A 16314-nucleotide genomic window follows, 5' to 3' on the forward strand; every position below is an offset into this window, starting at 1 on the left:
TGAACCACCTGAATCCATGCCGAACTCAGCAGTGAAACCGCGTCGCGCCGATGATAGTGTGGGGTCTCCCCATGTGAAAGTAGGTTATCGTCAAGTACCTAACAGAAAAACCCTCAAGCAGATGCTTGGGGGTTTTTTGCGTTTGCTAATAAAAACCTAATTTTCACTTTCTAATACTTAGTAAATCTCTTAGTATCGCAGGGGCTTTTACTAAGAGGTTATTTTGGATGGATCTTTATACACTTATTAAAATTCTAGCTGATGGTCATTATCATTCTGGTGAAGAAATTGGCCAAGCAATTGGTGTTAGCCGTACTGCGGTATGGAAACAGTTAAAAAAATTAGAGACTTTAGGTTTAGAGGTTGAAGCAACTAAAGGTTTAGGATATCGCTTCAATCATCCTTTAGATCTTTTAAATCAACATACTTTATTTGCTTATATTCCTGAAGATAAAAAAAATTATATAGGTGATCTTGATATTCAATCTGTGACGGATTCGACTAACCAAAGTATTTTAGATGAATTTAAACAGATAAAATTTAGATCAAAAACGGCTTATATTAAGTTGGCAGAGATGCAAACAGGAGGGCGTGGCCGTCGTGGGCGTACTTGGTTAAGCCCTTATGCACGTAGTTTAAGTCTGTCCATGGGATGGCAATTTGAGCAAGGTGTGCAAGCATTAGAAGGTTTAAGTTTGGCCGTTGGTGTTTGTGTTGCGCGTGTTTTGGCAGCTTATGGTATTCAAGTTGATCTAAAATGGCCTAATGATGTGCTAGCACAAGGTGCAAAACTCGCGGGTATTTTAGTTGAATTGGCTGGTGATTTAAGTGGACCGTGCCAGGTCGTATTGGGTATAGGCTTGAATTACAGTTTAACTGAGCAAGAAAAACAAAGCCTTACCCAGCCTGTGATAGGGATTACAGATTTAGTGAGGCAACCTAATCTGCTTAAAACGCGCAATCAACTAGCTGCAGATTTAATTGTTTCGCTATTAGATTTATTTAACTCCTTTGAAAAGACTGGATTCCAGCCTTATCAAAATGATTGGAATCAACATCATGCTTACACAAATCAAGAAGTTTATTTGATTTTAGGTCATAAGAAAGAAAAAGTATTGGCTTTGGGTGTAGACGAACGTGGTGCACTTAAAATCCAGCGTGATGGTCAGTGCGAACATTTACAAGGCGGTGAAATTAGTATACGCCCAGTATAACCCAAAGAGGCTACGCATGATTCTTGATTTGGATGTAGGCAATACCTTAACTAAATGGCGCTCTAAGTCGTGGCATTCGAATGCGATCCTTGCTCGTGGTGCAGTGTGGACACAAACTTCATGGGAGCTTGCCGAGGCTTTTCCTGATTTAGCGCAGGTGCAGGCTTTGCGGATTTCCAATGTTGCCGGTCAAGAAGTCTTGGATACAATTGCGAGCTTAGCTGAAAATTATCAAATTCCTATTTATATTGCACATTCTAGCGCTCGTTTTGGGCGTGTAGTGAGTGGGTATCAACAGCCGGAGCGTTTGGGTGTTGATCGTTGGTTGGTGACATTGGCTGGTTTTCAAGCTTTGCAAGGGTGTTGCGTAGTAGATTGTGGCAGCGCAATTACGATTGATTTTGTTGATCACGCAGGAAAGCACCTAGGTGGATATATTACCCCTGGTATCCGTTTAATGAAGCAGAGTTTAAAGTTAGGAACACGCAATGTTCCTATTGGTGCTGAGCAAAACCCAGCACGTTTAAGCTTGCCAGGGTGTAATACGATAGATGCGGTCAATCATGGTATTTTTGTTGCAGTGAGTGCGCAGATTAATGCCTGTTATCAAAGGTTTTGTAATCAATATCAAACGCGTTGGCCTTTGGTCCTTACAGGAGGAGATGCCAGCTTGGTGAGTCAAGGGCTGGATACAAAAGCTATTTTATGGCCTGACATGGTTTACGCTGGTTTGGAAGTCATGTTTCCACTAACTGAACAGGAAAAAGTTGGTCAGCTAACGGGTTTTGAGCAAGGTCATGAAGATAGTGCACTATTATAATTACAGAAAAGTGATTTAAATTAGTTTTTTTGGTTGACACTCAAATTAGAATACGTATAATGCAACGCCAAGTCAGGAGGGGTTCCCGAGTGGCCAAAGGGAGCAGACTGTAAATCTGCCGCGAAAGCTTCGAAGGTTCGAATCCTTCCCCCTCCACCAGATTTCAAAATGCCTGTAAAAAGCGGGTATAGTTCAATGGTAGAACCTCAGCCTTCCAAGCTGATGGTGCGGGTTCGATTCCCGCTACCCGCTCCAACTTGAGCTGCAAGCCGCAAAAAACATAATTTATAGGCAGACTAAGCAAGTTAGGCTCATGTAGCTCAGGGGTAGAGCACTTCCTTGGTAAGGAAGAGGTCGCCGGTTCAAATCCGGCCATGAGCTCCAGAAAAAGATAAAAAGGCGGTTGCTTAAAAGAGCATCCGCCGTTTTTGTATGTGGCCTTTGCAAATTAAGCGAATCCGGCCTGAGAAACTACTCGTTCTCAAGAGAGCACTTGTCGCCCGCGCTTAAGCAGTACACAATAGCCCCACTTTATAAAGTGATGTTTTTAGTCTTAGCTCATTGTGGAGTGATATAGCATGTCTAAGGAAAAATTCGAACGTTCCAAGCCCCACGTAAACGTGGGCACTATCGGTCACGTAGACCATGGTAAAACCACACTAACCGCAGCGCTGACTCGCGTATGTGCAGAAGTATGGGGCGGTTCTGCAGTAGCGTTTGATGGTATCGACAATGCACCAGAAGAACGTGAGCGTGGTATTACCATCTCAACTTCACACGTTGAGTATGACTCTCCAAGCCGTCACTACGCACACGTAGATTGCCCAGGCCACGCGGATTATGTGAAGAACATGATCACAGGTGCGGCGCAGATGGACGGTGCTATCTTAGTTTGTTCAGCAGCTGATGGCCCCATGCCGCAAACACGTGAGCACATTCTGCTTTCACGTCAGGTTGGCGTACCTTACATCGTTGTGTTCCTAAACAAAGCGGACATGGTTGACGATGAAGAGTTGCTAGAACTGGTTGAGATGGAAGTCCGTGATCTTCTGAGCCAGTACGACTTCCCAGGTGACGATACACCTATCGTTGTGGGTTCTGCGCTGATGGCGTTGAACGGTGAAGACGACAACGAAATGGGTACGACAGCGGTGAAGAAGCTGGTTGAAACCCTAGACGAGTACATCCCAGAACCAGAGCGTGCGATCGATCAAGCTTTCTTGATGCCGATTGAAGACGTATTCTCGATCTCAGGCCGTGGTACCGTGGTAACAAGTCGTGTAGAGCGTGGTATTGTCAAAGTTGGTGAAGAAGTTGAGATCGTTGGTATCCGTGACACCACTAAGACCACGGTAACGGGCGTTGAGATGTTCCGTAAGCTGCTTGACGAAGGTCGTGCAGGTGAGAACATTGGTGCTTTGTTACGTGGTACTAAGCGTGATGACGTAGAGCGTGGTCAAGTATTGGCTAAGCCAGGTACGATCAAGCCGCATACTGTTTTTGAATCAGAAGTGTACGTACTTTCTAAAGAAGAAGGTGGTCGTCACACGCCATTTTTCAAAGGCTACCGTCCTCAGTTTTACTTCCGTACAACGGACGTGACTGGTTCTTGTGAGTTGCCGGAAGGTGTCGAGATGGTAATGCCAGGTGATAACGTGCAAATGGTTGTGACCTTGATTGCCCCTATCGCGATGGAAGATGGTCTGCGCTTTGCGATCCGTGAAGGCGGTCGTACAGTTGGTGCGGGCGTCGTTGCTAAAATTATTGAATAAACTACTTGCATCCCCTAGGGGGTATCAGTAGAATACAGGGGCTGTTGAGGCAGCCCCTTTTGTTAAGCGTAGGCCAGTAGCTCAATTGGCAGAGCAGCGGTCTCCAAAACCGCAGGTTGGGGGTTCGATTCCCTCCTGGCCTGCCAACCTTCCTCAGGTTGGCACTTCGACGCACTATCCCTTAAAGCAAGCGCTTTACTTGTGTATGCCGCACCCGAAGGAGTCCCTCTGATGAATGCAAAAACAGATGCGCCGGAAGCTCGTTTCGACGGTCTGAAGTGGGGTCTTGTCTTCGCCTTAGTCGCTGTCGCGGTAGCAGGTAATGGTTACTTTTCCGACGAGTCCTTGCTATATCGTGTGCTGGGTGTTGTCGTCGTTGCCGTCATTGCTGCTACAATAGCGTTGCGTACTGCGAAAGGACAAAAGTTTTTATCCATGGCGCGTGATGCGCGTGCAGAGATTCGTAAAGTCATTTGGCCAACACGCCAAGAGACCACACAAACGACCCTGATTGTGTTAGCCGCAGTTTTCTTTATGGCCTTGTTGTTGTGGATAATTGACTCCCTCTTGAGCTGGTTGTTAGAAGGTTTTATCGCCTAAAAAGAGGAGCAATTTCATGGCAAAGCGTTGGTATGTAGTGCACGCCTATTCAGGTTTTGAAAAGCAGGTGATGCGCTCTCTTAAAGAAAGAGTCAAGCTAAAAGGTATGGAAGAAGACTTTGGTCAGATTCTTGTACCTACAGAAGAAGTTGTTGAAATGCGCGACGGCAAAAAGCGCCGTAGCGAACGCAAATTTTATCCTGGCTATGTGCTTGTAGAAATGGATATGAACGATTCTACATGGCACCTAGTGAAAGAAACCCCTAGAGTTATGGGGTTTATCGGTGGTACACCAGAAAAGCCGGCGCCAATTACCCAACGCGAAGCAGATGCTATTTTACAGCGTGTTGCAGATGGTGCTGATAAGCCTAAACCCAAGACCTTGTTCGAACCGGGAGAAACCGTGCGTATTCTCGAAGGTCCGTTCGCTGAATTTAATGGTGTGGTAGAAGAAGTTAACTACGAAAAAAACCGTCTACAAATTTCTGTACTGATTTTCGGACGTACCACACCAGTTGAGCTTGAGTTTGGTCAAGTAGAAAAAGACTAATTAACTAAATAGGCGCGTAGCTGGTCTTCAGTTGCGTGCCTTTTGTGTCCCCAGGGGAGCCTAGTTTTAGGCGCTGCACCCACTAGGAGTAATACATGGCTAAGAAAGTACAAGCCTACATTAAGCTGCAAGTTAAAGCCGGTCAGGCGAATCCAAGTCCTCCCGTAGGTCCAGCACTTGGTCAACATGGTGTGAACATCATGGAGTTCTGTAAAGCTTTCAACGCGGCAACGCAAAACCTAGAACCAGGTTTGCCAACGCCTGTTGTTATCACAGTTTATAGTGATCGTAGCTTTACCTTCGTCACCAAAACGCCTCCCGCAGCTATCTTGTTGAAAAAAGCTGCTGGCATCAAATCAGGTTCAGGCGAGCCTAACAAGAAGAAAGTTGGTAAGGTAACTGTTGAGCAATTAGAAGAAATTGCAAAAACTAAAGAGCCTGACCTCACTTCAGCTGATTTAGAAGCCGCTGTACGTACCATCGCTGGTACTGCCCGCAGCATGGGTCTTGATGTGGAGGGCTTATAAGATGGCCAAGTTAACTAAGCGTGCTAAGCAGATTGCAGAAAAAGTAGACTCAACTAAAGTCTACGCGTTAGAAGATGCCGTTGCCTTATTGGCTGAGTTATCAACTGTTAAGTTCAAAGAATCCATCGATGTTTCTGTGAACTTGGGCGTTGATCCACGTAAATCAGACCAAGTTGTACGTGGCGCCACTGTAATGCCAAACGGTACAGGTAAAGACGTGCGTGTTGCTGTCTTTGCACAAGGCGCTGGTGCTGATGCTGCAAAAGAAGCAGGTGCTGATATCGTTGGTATGGAAGATCTTGCTGACGAAGTGAAAAAAGGCAACTTAGATTTTGACGTAGTGATCGCTGCACCTGATGCCATGCGCGTTGTGGGTCAGTTAGGTCAAATCTTAGGTCCCCGTGGTTTGATGCCAAACCCTAAAGTAGGCACAGTCACACCTGATGTTGCTACTGCGGTTAAAAATGCCAAAGCAGGTCAAGTACGTTTCCGTACAGACAAAAATGGTATTATCCACGCAGGTATTGGCAAAGTTGGTTTTACTGCAGAAGCGGTGAAAGGCAACCTAGAAGCTTTGTTGGCTGAGCTGAAAAAACTCAAGCCTTCTTCTTCTAAAGGCCAATATATGAAAAAAGTCACCTTGTCCACAACTATGGGACCAGGTTTGACAGTTGATCACAATAGCTTAGATATCTAAGCACAACGAACTTTGCGGACTTGCTAGCTGAGGTTAGCTAGCAAGGACTCTCAAAGACCGCAGGTGTTTACAAATAAAGTAAACTTAATTTAGCCTGCGCAGATGGTAAGGCCGCCAGAATTCTGCTGGTCCAATCATCAGGTACACTTTAGACGGAAACGACTAAAGTCTGGATAAGCAAGGGAATTTTCCCTCTACTCTATTTAGGAGCGCGTCACGTGGCACTAAGTCTTAACGACAAGAAAGCGATTGTTGCTGAAGTCAATGAGGCTGCCCAATCGGCTCTTTCTGTAGTGCTTGCAGACTCGCGTGGTGTCACCGTAAGTGCAATGACTAGCTTGCGTAAGCAAGCGCGTGAAGCAGGGGTACAACTGCGTGTTGTACGTAATACCCTAGCTCGTCGTGCACTTGAAGGGACTTCATACGAGTGCTTGGTAGAACAAATGACAGGCCCCACCTTGATTGCTTTCTCTATGGAGCATCCAGGTGCAGCGGCACGTTTGTTCAAAGACTTCGCAAAAGCGGAAGCTAAATTCGAAGTTAAAGCCCTAGCCTACGAAGGTGAGCTGATTGCTGCAGAAAACATTGACCGTTTGGCCAGCCTACCAACTTACGACGAAGCGATTGCACGCCTGATGGCGACAATGAAAGAAGCTTCTGCCGGCAAGCTGGTACGTACTTTGGCTGCTCTGCGCGACAAAATGCAAGAAGCTGCTTAATTGCTTGTGCTATTTACAGCCAAGCTGCTTAATACCAACTGATTATAATCGAGCAAGTTCGCTAGCTTGCTGATGTAGGATTTAAAATCATGGCACTGACAAAAGAAGATATCATTAACGCCGTTGCTGAAATGTCCGTAATGGAAGTGGTCGAGCTGATCGAAGCAATGGAAGAAAAATTCGGCGTATCTGCTGCTGCCGCTGTAATGGCTGGCCCTGCTGCAGGCGGCGAAGCTGCTGCGGAAGAAAAAACTGAGTTTGACGTTGTTCTGACTGCTGCTGGCGAGAAGAAAGTAAACGTAATTAAGGTAGTACGTGAAATCACAGGTCTTGGCTTGAAAGAAGCTAAAGGCATGGTTGACGGTGCACCTGCAACTGTTAAAGAAGCGGCCTCTAAAGAAGAAGCAGAAGCAGCGAAAGCTAAGCTTGAAGAAGCTGGCGCAACTGTGGAACTCAAGTAAGCCCGCGTGTGCAGCCCTGCTGCGAGCTACTCCACATTGGCTGGTGGCGAATTCGCCGCCGGCCTTTTTCTGTTAATAGCGATTGTTTATCATGACAAGGCACTTGATCGGGCATAAGTGCAATATTAACAGTTTAGTTTGATAACAGCTTTAGGGCTGACGCCATCGGCAGGATGTTTGTAACTTATTAATTATTTTATAGATTCACTGCTGCCGTAACGGGTGATGCCTTACCCGCTATCAAGTTAAAGCGATTTGACCTTTTTTTAATAAAGCGGTCTAGTTTCTAGTGAACAAGCTGGGGAATACTGATGGCTTACTCTTACACTGAGAAAAAACGCATCCGTAAGGATTTCGGCAAACTGCCTAATGTCATGGATGTGCCGTACTTGCTGGCCATTCAGCTCGACTCCTACCGCCAGTTTCTGCAAATGGAGCAGAAGCCAGAACAGCGGGATGAAGTTGGGTTGCATGCGGCTTTTAAATCGGTATTCCCAATTGACAGCAATTCAGGTAATGCATCCTTAGAATACGTAAGCTATCGTTTGGGTACACCACCTTTTGACGTCAAAGAATGTCAACTGCGTGGCGTGACTTATGGTGCGCCTTTACGTATTAAAGCACGCCTGATTATTTATGATAAAGATTCAGCACACAAAACCATTAAAGATATCAAGGACCAAGAAGTCTATATGGGAGAGATCCCACTGATGACTGAAAACGGTACCTTTGTTATCAATGGTACTGAGCGTGTGATCGTCTCTCAGTTACACCGCTCTCCTGGTGTGTTCTTTGATCATGATAAAGGAAAAACGCACTCTTCAGGTAAACGCCTGTATTCTGCGCGCATTATTCCTTATCGTGGTTCTTGGTTAGATTTTGAGTTTGATCCTAAAGATTTGCTGTATGTGCGTATTGACCGTCGCCGTAAATTACCTGCGACTGTGTTGCTACGTGCTTTGGGTTACACCAATGAGCAAATGCTAGAATTCTTCTTTGATACCAATGTGTTCTATTTAGAGCCTGATGGTATTAAAACTGAGCTATTCCCTGAGCGTTTGTTAAATGAGGTGATGGGCTTTGAAATTACAGGACCAGAAGGTAATGTGATTGTTGAACAAGGCCGCCGGATTACCCAAAAGCAAGTACGCCAGCTAAAAGCTTCTAAAATGACTCACCTGCAAGTGCCTATGGAATATCTCTATGGTCGCATGCTCGCTTGTGATCTTGCTGATCCAGCGACAGGAGAGCTCTTATACCCCTGTAACACACAAATCACGCCTGAGGTTTTAGCAAAGCTTGCGCAAGCTAAAATCACTAAAATTGATACCTTATATATCAATGATATAGATTCAGGGGCTTTTATTTCGGATACCTTGCGTATTGATAATACGCGTACTCAGCTAGAAGCCTTGGTTGAAATCTATCGTATGATGCGCCCTGGCGAGCCGCCCACTAAAGAAGCGGCTGAGTCCATGTTTGAAAACCTCTTTTTCGTTGAGGCGCGTTACGATCTTTCAACTGTAGGTCGGATGAAATTCAACCGCCGTTTAGGACGTAGCGAAGATACAGGTCCTGGCACTTTGACACATGATGATATTGTGGATGTGATCAAAGAGTTGATTTTAATTCGTCATAACAAGAGCGAAGTTGACGATATTGACCATTTGGGTAACCGTCGCATTCGTTCTGTCGGTGAGATGGCAGAAAACCAATTCCGTATTGGTCTGGTGCGTGTTGAGCGTGCAGTAAAAGAGCGCTTATCGCAAGCAGAAAGTGAAGGCTTTATGCCACAAGATTTGATCAATGCTAAGCCGGTTAGTGCAGCGATCAAAGAGTTTTTCGGCTCTTCACAATTATCTCAGTTTATGGATCAGAACAATCCACTGTCGGGATTCACGCACAAGCGTCGTGTTTCTGCTTTGGGTCCAGGCGGTTTAACACGGGAACGTGCTGGTTTCGAAGTGCGTGATGTACATCCAACGCACTATGGTCGTGTTTGTCCGATTGAAACGCCCGAAGGTCCGAACATCGGCTTGATCAACTCTTTAGCCGTATATGCGCGTACCAATAAGTATGGCTTTTTGGAGACGCCTTACCGTAAGGTAGAAAAGGTAATCCATGGCCAGGTCGTTGAGGAAAATGCGCCTTTAGATGACGATATCGATGTGAGCCAAATTCGTCGTCGTGTGACCAATGAAGTGGTTTATTTGTCAGCGATCGAAGAAGGTCAACACGTGATAGCGCAAGCTTCTGCGCCGATTGATGAAGAAGGCTATCTAGTAGACGACCTCGTACAGGTACGCCATAAAGGTGAATCCACTTTCGTTAGCCCGGAACAGGTTGACTTGATGGATGTTTCACCTCGTCAGGTTGTTTCTGTGGCCGCAGCCTTGATTCCTTTCCTTGAGCATGATGATGCTAACCGTGCTTTGATGGGTTCCAACATGCAACGTCAGGCTGTGCCGACCTTGCGTGCTGATAAGCCCTTAGTTGGTACTGGAATGGAACGTTATGTGGCGCGTGATTCGGGGGTTTGTGCAGTTGCACGCCGTGGCGGTGTGGTTGATTCTGTTGATGCCTCGCGTATTGTGATTCGCGTCAATGACGAAGAAACAGCGACAGGTGAAGCGGGCGTTGATATTTACAACCTGACTAAGTACACGCGTTCTAACCAAAACACCTGTATTAACCAGCGCCCTATTGTCAAAACAGGTGACCAGATTGCTAAAGGCGATATTCTTGCGGATGGTCCATCAACGGATCTAGGCGAATTAGCCCTTGGGCAAAATATGCGTATCGCCTTTATGCCTTGGAATGGTTATAACTTCGAGGATTCTATTCTTCTTTCTGAACGCGTCGTGCAGGAAGATAGATTTACCACCATTCACATTCAGGAAATGACGTGTGTTGCCCGAGATACCAAGTTAGGTGCGGAAGAAATCACCGCAGATATTCCTAATGTAGGTGAGGCAGCGCTTGCCAAGCTGGATGATGCTGGCATTGTGTATATTGGTGCTGAAGTCGGCCCAGGCGATATTCTAGTTGGTAAAGTGACGCCTAAAGGTGAAACCCAACTCACACCGGAAGAAAAACTGCTGCGTGCCATTTTTGGTGAGAAAGCCTCTGATGTTAAAGACTCCTCCCTACGCGTATCCACTGGGGTTCGAGGGACAGTCATTGATGTACAAGTTTTCACACGTGATGGTATTGAGAAAGACAAGCGTGCAAAATCTATTGAAGAATCTCAGCTCGCACAAGTGCGCAAGGATTTGCACGAAGAATATCGCATCATGGAAGACGCGACTTATGAGCGTTTGCAACGTCGTTTAGTCAATCAAGCCGTCAATGGTGCCCCTGGACTAGCAAAAAATGATGTTCTGGATGCTGAATACCTAACGCGCTTAGAGCGTAAGCAGTGGATGAAACTGCGTATGCAAGATGAAGTGCTCAATGAAGAATTGGCACAAGCGCATGAGCAGCTAGAGCAGCGTAAAAAAGATATGGATGAGCGTTTTGAAGATAAAAAACGCAAACTCCAGCAAGGTGATGAGTTATCTCCTGGTATCTTAAAAACTGTGAAGGTGTATGTTGCTATTAAGCGTCGCATCCAGCCTGGTGATAAGATGGCGGGTCGTCACGGGAACAAAGGGGTTATTTCTGCGATTATGCCGGTTGAAGACATGCCTTATGATGAAAAAGGCACGCCGGTTGATATCGTCTTGAACCCCTTGGGTGTTCCTTCGCGTATGAACGTTGGGCAAATCTTGGAAACCCACTTAGGGCTAGCGGCACAAGGTCTAGGTGAGCGGATCAATGAGTTGTTACAGCAAGAACGTGAGCAGCAACTGCAAGAAATTCGTAAGTTCTTACGAGAAGTCTACAAACTTTCAGGGCGTTGTAGTGAAGACCTAGATACCCTGACTGATGAAGAAGTGCTTGAATTGGCGAAAAACCTAAAGCGCGGCGTGCCTATGGCAACACCTGTGTTTGATGGTGCAAAAGAGCATGAAATCAAAGATATGCTCGAACTCGCTGGTCTGCCTCGTAGTGGACAAATGCAGCTGTTTGACGGACGTACAGGGAATGCCTTTGAACGCCCTGTCACTGTGGGTTACATGTATATGCTCAAGCTCAACCACTTAGTGGATGACAAAATGCATGTGCGTTCAACGGGTTCTTACTCTCTGGTGACCCAGCAGCCTCTGGGTGGTAAAGCGCAATTTGGTGGACAGCGTTTCGGGGAAATGGAAGTTTGGGCACTAGAGGCTTATGGTGCTGCTTATACCCTACAAGAAATGCTCACTGTGAAATCGGACGATGTTAATGGAAGAACGAAAATGTATAAAAATATCGTCGAAGGTGACCATCGTATGGAACCAGGGATGCCAGAATCCTTTAACGTATTGGTCAAAGAAATTCGCTCGTTAGCGATTGATATTGATCTTGAGTATTAATTTCTACTCAAACTAGACGTTTTTTCTGATCCTTACTGACTTGATTCCGGCGGTGCGTCCGCCGGATGCTTAACGCCCCCTGGAGCATTGGCCAATGAAAGACCTGGTTAAAGTATTACGTACTCAAGGTCATCCTGAAGAATTTGACGCGATTAAAATCTCGCTCGCTTCTCCAGAAATGATCCGTACTTGGTCCTATGGTGAAGTCAAAAAGCCTGAAACTATTAATTACCGTACTTTTAAGCCTGAGCGTGATGGTCTTTTTTGTGCCAAAATTTTCGGCCCAGTAAAAGATTACGAGTGCTTGTGCGGTAAATATAAGCGCATGAAACACCGTGGCATTATCTGTGAAAAATGCGGTGTTGAAGTGACACAGGCGCGCGTCCGCCGTGAACGTATGGGACACATTGAGCTGGCTAGCCCAGTGGCACATATCTGGTTTTTGAAATCTTTGCCATCGCGCATTGGTTTGATTTTGGATATGACCTTACGTGATATTGAGCGCGTTCTTTATTTTGAAAGCTTTGTCGTTATCGATCCTGGGATGACTTCGCTAGAGCGTGGTCAACTGCTCAACGACGAAGAATATTACAACGCTTTAGAAGAGTTTGGTGATGATTTTGATGCGCGCATGGGCGCCGAGGCCATCAAAGGCTTGCTAGAAGATATCGATCTTGAAGATGAGATCGAGCATCTACGCGAAGAAATTCCGCAAACCAACTCAGAAACCAAGACGAAAAAGCTTTCTAAGCGTTTAAAGCTGATGGAATCTTTCTATGAATCGGGTAACCGCCCTGAATGGATGATTCTAGAAGTCTTGCCTGTATTACCGCCAGATTTACGTCCTTTGGTACCTTTGGACGGTGGTCGATTCGCAACTTCAGATTTGAATGATCTGTACCGTCGTGTGATCAATCGGAATAATCGCCTGAAACGCCTGCTTGATCTGAGTGCACCGGATATTATCGTGCGTAACGAAAAACGCATGTTACAAGAAGCTGTGGATGCACTTTTGGATAACGGTCGTCGTGGTCGCGCGATTACAGGCAGCAATAAACGCCCATTAAAATCCTTGGCTGATATGATCAAGGGTAAGCAAGGGCGTTTCCGTCAAAACCTTTTGGGTAAGCGGGTCGACTATTCTGGCCGTTCGGTGATTACTGTTGGTCCTACGTTACGTTTGCATCAGTGCGGCTTACCGAAAAAAATGGCTTTGGAGTTATTTAAGCCATTTATTTTTGCCAAGTTAGAAGCACGTGGCTTAGCTACGACTATTAAAGCGGCTAAGAAAAAAGTCGAGCGTGAAGAAGCAGAAGTATGGGATATTCTTGCGGAAGTGATTCGTGAGCATCCTGTGTTGCTGAACCGTGCGCCGACTTTGCACCGTTTAGGGATTCAAGCGTTTGAGCCGAGCTTAATTGAAGGTAAGGCACTGCAGTTGCACCCTTTGGTGTGTGCGGCTTATAACGCAGACTTTGACGGCGACCAGATGGCTGTTCACGTGCCTTTGACGCTGGAAGCTCAGCTCGAAGCGCGTGCTTTGATGATGTCAACCAACAACGTACTCTCGCCTTCAAGTGGTGAGCCTATCATTGTACCGTCACAAGACGTGGTACTTGGGCTTTACTATATGACGCGTGAAAAGCTGAATGTTTTGGGTGAAGGCCGTCTATTGACTGGCATTGATGAAGCTGAACGTGCGTATGCAACAGGTACAGCAGCCCTACATGCCCGTGTAAAAATTCGTATTACCGAATATCTACCGAATGAAGACGGCGAGTTCGTTGCACATACAGAATTAAAAGATACAACGATTGGACGTGCGCTCCTCTTCCGGATTGTCCCTAAAGGCTTACCGTTTGAATTGGTTGATCAACCAATGAAGAAAAAAGCCATTTCGGGCCTGATCAATGCGGCTTATCGTCGCGTTGGTCTGAAAGAAACGGTGATTTTTGCTGACCAGCTGATGTATACGGGTTTCCGTTATGCTACTTGGTCAGGCTGTTCCGTAGGTGTGGATGACTTCGTGATTCCTGAAGCTAAAGCGCGTATCGTAGCTGAAGCGGAAAAGGCAGTAAAATATCTGGAAGATCAACACGCTAGCGGTGCAATCACTGCAGGTGAGCGTTACAACAAGGTTGTTGACCTTTGGAGTAAAACCAACGATTACGTGACCGATGCCATGATGGAAGTGATTTCCAAGGAAGAGGTGCGTGATCGTGAAGGCCAAGTGTGCGAGCAAGCCTCTTTTAATAGCGTCTTTTTGATGGCGGATTCAGGTGCACGGGGTAGTAAAAACCAGATTCGTCAGCTTGCTGGGATGCGTGGTCTGATGGCTAAGCCAGATGGCTCCATTATTGAAACGCCGATCGTGGCAAACTTCCGTGAAGGTTTAAGCGTACTTCAGTACTTTATATCGACACACGGTGCGCGGAAAGGTCTTGCAGATACCGCTTTGAAAACAGCGAACTCAGGGTATCTAACACGTCGTTTGGTGGATGTCGCCCAAGATGTGGTGGTGACTGAAAATGATTGTGGTACTGAGCATGGTTTAACCCTGCACCCAGTCATTGAAGGCGGTGATATTAAAGTTTCCCTTGCGCAGCGCGTATTAGGGCGTGTGGTAGCACAAGATGTTATCGACCTGAAAACTGGGGAAGTGCTCATTCCACGTGATACCTTGATGGATGAAGCTTGGTGCGATCAACTAGATCGTATGGGGGTGGATGAAATCGTGGTACGTTCTGCGATTGCCTGTGAATCCAGCTTTGGTATTTGTGCTCAGTGTTATGGTCGTGACCTCGCACGCGGACATTTGGTGAATGTGGGTGAGTCTGTCGGGGTTATTGCTGCCCAGTCGATTGGTGAGCCAGGTACTCAGTTAACCATGCGTACTTTCCACATCGGTGGTGCTGCTTCTAGCTCAGCATCACAAGACAAGGTGAGTGTGAAGCATGGCGGGACCATACGTTTCCATAACATCAAAACTGTCACTCGTAAAGATGGCAAGCTGATTGTGATCTCGCGTTCTAGTGCTTTGGCGGTTGCTGATGCGCAAGGCCGTGAGCGTGAATACTACAAGCTACCATATGGTAGTGAGTTGAGCGTGCAGGAAGATGATCAGGTCAAGCCTGGGCAAGATATTGCACGTTGGGATGCACACGCACATCCGATTGTTGCAGAAATTGGTGGTACAGTAGAATTCCATCAAATGGAAGATGGGATTACCATCAAGCACAAGGTGGATGAGAAAACGGGTATTCCAAGTATCGAAGTGATCGAAACCGGCGAGCGTCCTTCTTCGGGTAAAGAAATGCGCCCCATGGTGATGCTCAAAGATGAAGCTGGTAATGAGATCACCTTGCCAGGCAGCCAAACGCCTGTACAGTATCCGTTGCAAGGTAATGCGACTGTTTCTGTCAATAATGGCGATTATGTGGGTGTGGGTGAAGTCATCGCTCGTATTCCACAAGAATCTGGTGGTAATAAGGACATTACTGGAGGTCTGCCGCGTGTTGCTGATTTATTTGAAGCGCGTCGTCCAAAAGAACCCGCTATTCTAGCAGAAATTGACGGTGTGATTTCCTTCGGCAAGGAAACCAAAGGGAAACAGCGCTTGGTGATTACGCCAACGGATGGTGCTGATCCTTATGAAGTTTTGGTGCCCAAATGGCGCAAAATCAACGTATTTGAAGGTGAGACAGTTAGCCGTGGGGAAGTTATTTCCGATGGACCTTCTAACCCGCACGATATTTTGCGTTTATTGGGTGTTAGTGAACTAACCAAATACATTGTGACAGAAATCCAAGAGGTTTATCGTACTCAAGGGGTTGTCATCAATGATAAGCATATCGAAGTCATCGTACGTCAAATGTTGCGTAAAGTGGAAATCAGTGAATCTGGTGATTCCACCTTTATCAAAGGCGATCAGATCGAATATGTGAAAGTTGTCGAAGAAAACAAGCGTTTGGGACAAGAGAATCAATTCCCTGCGCGTTATGAGCGTATCTTGCTGGGGATTACTAAAGCGGCTTTGGCAACAGAATCCTTTATCTCCGCAGCTTCGTTCCAAGAGACAACTCGTGTACTCACCGAAGCGGCAGTCACAGGGAAAAAAGATTACTTGCGCGGTTTGAAAGAAAACGTTGTTGTTGGGCGTTTGATTCCTGCTGGTACAGGTCTGACGTATCACAGCCAGCGTAAATTAAAGCGCCAAGATGCTCGCCCTGTGACTGAAGTAGCAGACGCACTGACACCAGATGCGACTGAGGTAGAACAAGGATTAGCAGATGCTTTATCTGCTTTAGATGGTGAAATCTAATCCTTTGAAAAATAAAGCGTAAGTGGGCTAGTTTTCGTGTGGCCCACAGCGTTTTGATCTAGGGAACCTCTTGACAACAGAGGTTTTCCCTTGACTAAGTGCGCGTTCGAACTTTAGAATGCGCATCCTTTGATATTGGGGGCGAAAGTTTATTTTGCCTGTCAACCGGGACTATT

Annotated in this window: 11 protein-coding genes, 4 tRNA genes and 1 rRNA gene; all 16 read left to right on the forward strand. The window is 46.2% G+C overall.

What is annotated here, in order from left to right; translation table 11 throughout:
• A 5S ribosomal RNA gene (rrf, locus tag BMX05_RS11450) occupies positions 1–96 on the forward strand; the annotation flags it as partial.
• A 131-nt stretch (positions 97–227) separates the two neighbouring features.
• Positions 228–1214, forward strand: a complete 987-nt coding sequence (locus BMX05_RS11455; protein ID WP_093312083.1) for a biotin--[acetyl-CoA-carboxylase] ligase — start codon at positions 228–230, stop codon at positions 1212–1214.
• Between the two features lie 16 nt (positions 1215–1230).
• A complete protein-coding gene (locus BMX05_RS11460) occupies positions 1231–2034 on the forward strand; it encodes a type III pantothenate kinase (protein WP_177166897.1) in 804 nt (267 codons plus the stop codon).
• A gap of 75 nt (positions 2035–2109) precedes the next feature.
• Positions 2110–2193 (forward strand) — tRNA-Tyr (locus BMX05_RS11465).
• Between the two features lie 22 nt (positions 2194–2215).
• A tRNA-Gly gene (locus tag BMX05_RS11470) sits at positions 2216–2289 on the forward strand.
• A 54-nt stretch (positions 2290–2343) separates the two neighbouring features.
• Positions 2344–2418 (forward strand) — tRNA-Thr (locus BMX05_RS11475).
• Positions 2419–2612: 194 nt separating this feature from the next.
• A complete protein-coding gene (gene tuf / locus BMX05_RS11480; RefSeq protein WP_093312089.1) occupies positions 2613–3806 on the forward strand; it encodes an elongation factor Tu in 1194 nt (397 codons plus the stop codon).
• A 70-nt stretch (positions 3807–3876) separates the two neighbouring features.
• Positions 3877–3952: transfer RNA gene (locus BMX05_RS11485), tRNA-Trp, on the forward strand.
• Between the two features lie 85 nt (positions 3953–4037).
• The gene (secE, locus tag BMX05_RS11490; protein ID WP_093312093.1) at positions 4038–4406 is read left to right on the forward strand and encodes a preprotein translocase subunit SecE; all 369 of its coding nucleotides are present in this window, start codon (positions 4038–4040) and stop codon (positions 4404–4406) included.
• A gap of 16 nt (positions 4407–4422) precedes the next feature.
• Positions 4423–4956 carry a transcription termination/antitermination protein NusG gene (nusG, locus tag BMX05_RS11495; protein WP_093312097.1) on the forward strand — a complete coding sequence of 178 codons (534 nt, stop codon included), beginning with the start codon at positions 4423–4425 and terminating at the stop codon, positions 4954–4956.
• 95 nt (positions 4957–5051) lie between these two features.
• Positions 5052–5483 carry a 50S ribosomal protein L11 gene (rplK, locus tag BMX05_RS11500; RefSeq protein ID WP_093312101.1) on the forward strand — a complete coding sequence of 144 codons (432 nt, stop codon included), beginning with the start codon at positions 5052–5054 and terminating at the stop codon, positions 5481–5483.
• A 1-nt stretch (position 5484) separates the two neighbouring features.
• Positions 5485–6180, forward strand: coding sequence for a 50S ribosomal protein L1 (gene rplA, locus BMX05_RS11505; RefSeq protein ID WP_093312104.1), 696 nt, complete (start codon positions 5485–5487; stop codon positions 6178–6180).
• Between the two features lie 218 nt (positions 6181–6398).
• Entirely contained in the window at positions 6399–6899 is a 501-nt protein-coding gene (gene rplJ / locus BMX05_RS11510; protein ID WP_093312107.1) for a 50S ribosomal protein L10, read from the forward strand.
• An 89-nt stretch (positions 6900–6988) separates the two neighbouring features.
• The gene (gene rplL / locus BMX05_RS11515; RefSeq protein WP_093312109.1) at positions 6989–7360 is read left to right on the forward strand and encodes a 50S ribosomal protein L7/L12; all 372 of its coding nucleotides are present in this window, start codon (positions 6989–6991) and stop codon (positions 7358–7360) included.
• Positions 7361–7671: 311 nt separating this feature from the next.
• A complete protein-coding gene (gene rpoB, locus BMX05_RS11520; protein ID WP_093312113.1) occupies positions 7672–11817 on the forward strand; it encodes a DNA-directed RNA polymerase subunit beta in 4146 nt (1381 codons plus the stop codon).
• Positions 11818–11911: 94 nt separating this feature from the next.
• Complete coding sequence (rpoC, locus tag BMX05_RS11525; protein WP_093312117.1) at positions 11912–16138, forward strand: DNA-directed RNA polymerase subunit beta'; 4227 nt, start codon at positions 11912–11914, stop codon at positions 16136–16138.
• The last annotated feature ends 176 nt before the right edge of the window (positions 16139–16314 follow it).

Origin of the sequence: Allopseudospirillum japonicum, assembly GCF_900108915.1 — a bacterium.
In the GTDB taxonomy this organism is placed as follows: Bacteria; Pseudomonadota; Gammaproteobacteria; order Pseudomonadales; family Halomonadaceae; genus Pseudospirillum; species Pseudospirillum japonicum.

What these genes read in the sequence shown, in the direction of transcription:
- rplL (WP_093312109.1), top strand. Translation starts at nt 6,989, where the DNA reads ATGGCACTGACAAAAGAAGATATCATTAACGCCGTTGCTGAAATGTCC.
- BMX05_RS11460 (WP_177166897.1), top strand. Translation starts at nt 1,231, where the DNA reads ATGATTCTTGATTTGGATGTAGGCAATACCTTAACTAAATGGCGCTCT.
- tuf (WP_093312089.1), top strand. Translation starts at nt 2,613, where the DNA reads ATGTCTAAGGAAAAATTCGAACGTTCCAAGCCCCACGTAAACGTGGGC.
- rpoC (WP_093312117.1), top strand. Translation starts at nt 11,912, where the DNA reads ATGAAAGACCTGGTTAAAGTATTACGTACTCAAGGTCATCCTGAAGAA.
- nusG (WP_093312097.1), top strand. Translation starts at nt 4,423, where the DNA reads ATGGCAAAGCGTTGGTATGTAGTGCACGCCTATTCAGGTTTTGAAAAG.
- rpoB (WP_093312113.1), top strand. Translation starts at nt 7,672, where the DNA reads ATGGCTTACTCTTACACTGAGAAAAAACGCATCCGTAAGGATTTCGGC.
- secE (WP_093312093.1), top strand. Translation starts at nt 4,038, where the DNA reads ATGAATGCAAAAACAGATGCGCCGGAAGCTCGTTTCGACGGTCTGAAG.
- rplA (WP_093312104.1), top strand. Translation starts at nt 5,485, where the DNA reads ATGGCCAAGTTAACTAAGCGTGCTAAGCAGATTGCAGAAAAAGTAGAC.
- BMX05_RS11455 (WP_093312083.1), top strand. Translation starts at nt 228, where the DNA reads ATGGATCTTTATACACTTATTAAAATTCTAGCTGATGGTCATTATCAT.
- rplK (WP_093312101.1), top strand. Translation starts at nt 5,052, where the DNA reads ATGGCTAAGAAAGTACAAGCCTACATTAAGCTGCAAGTTAAAGCCGGT.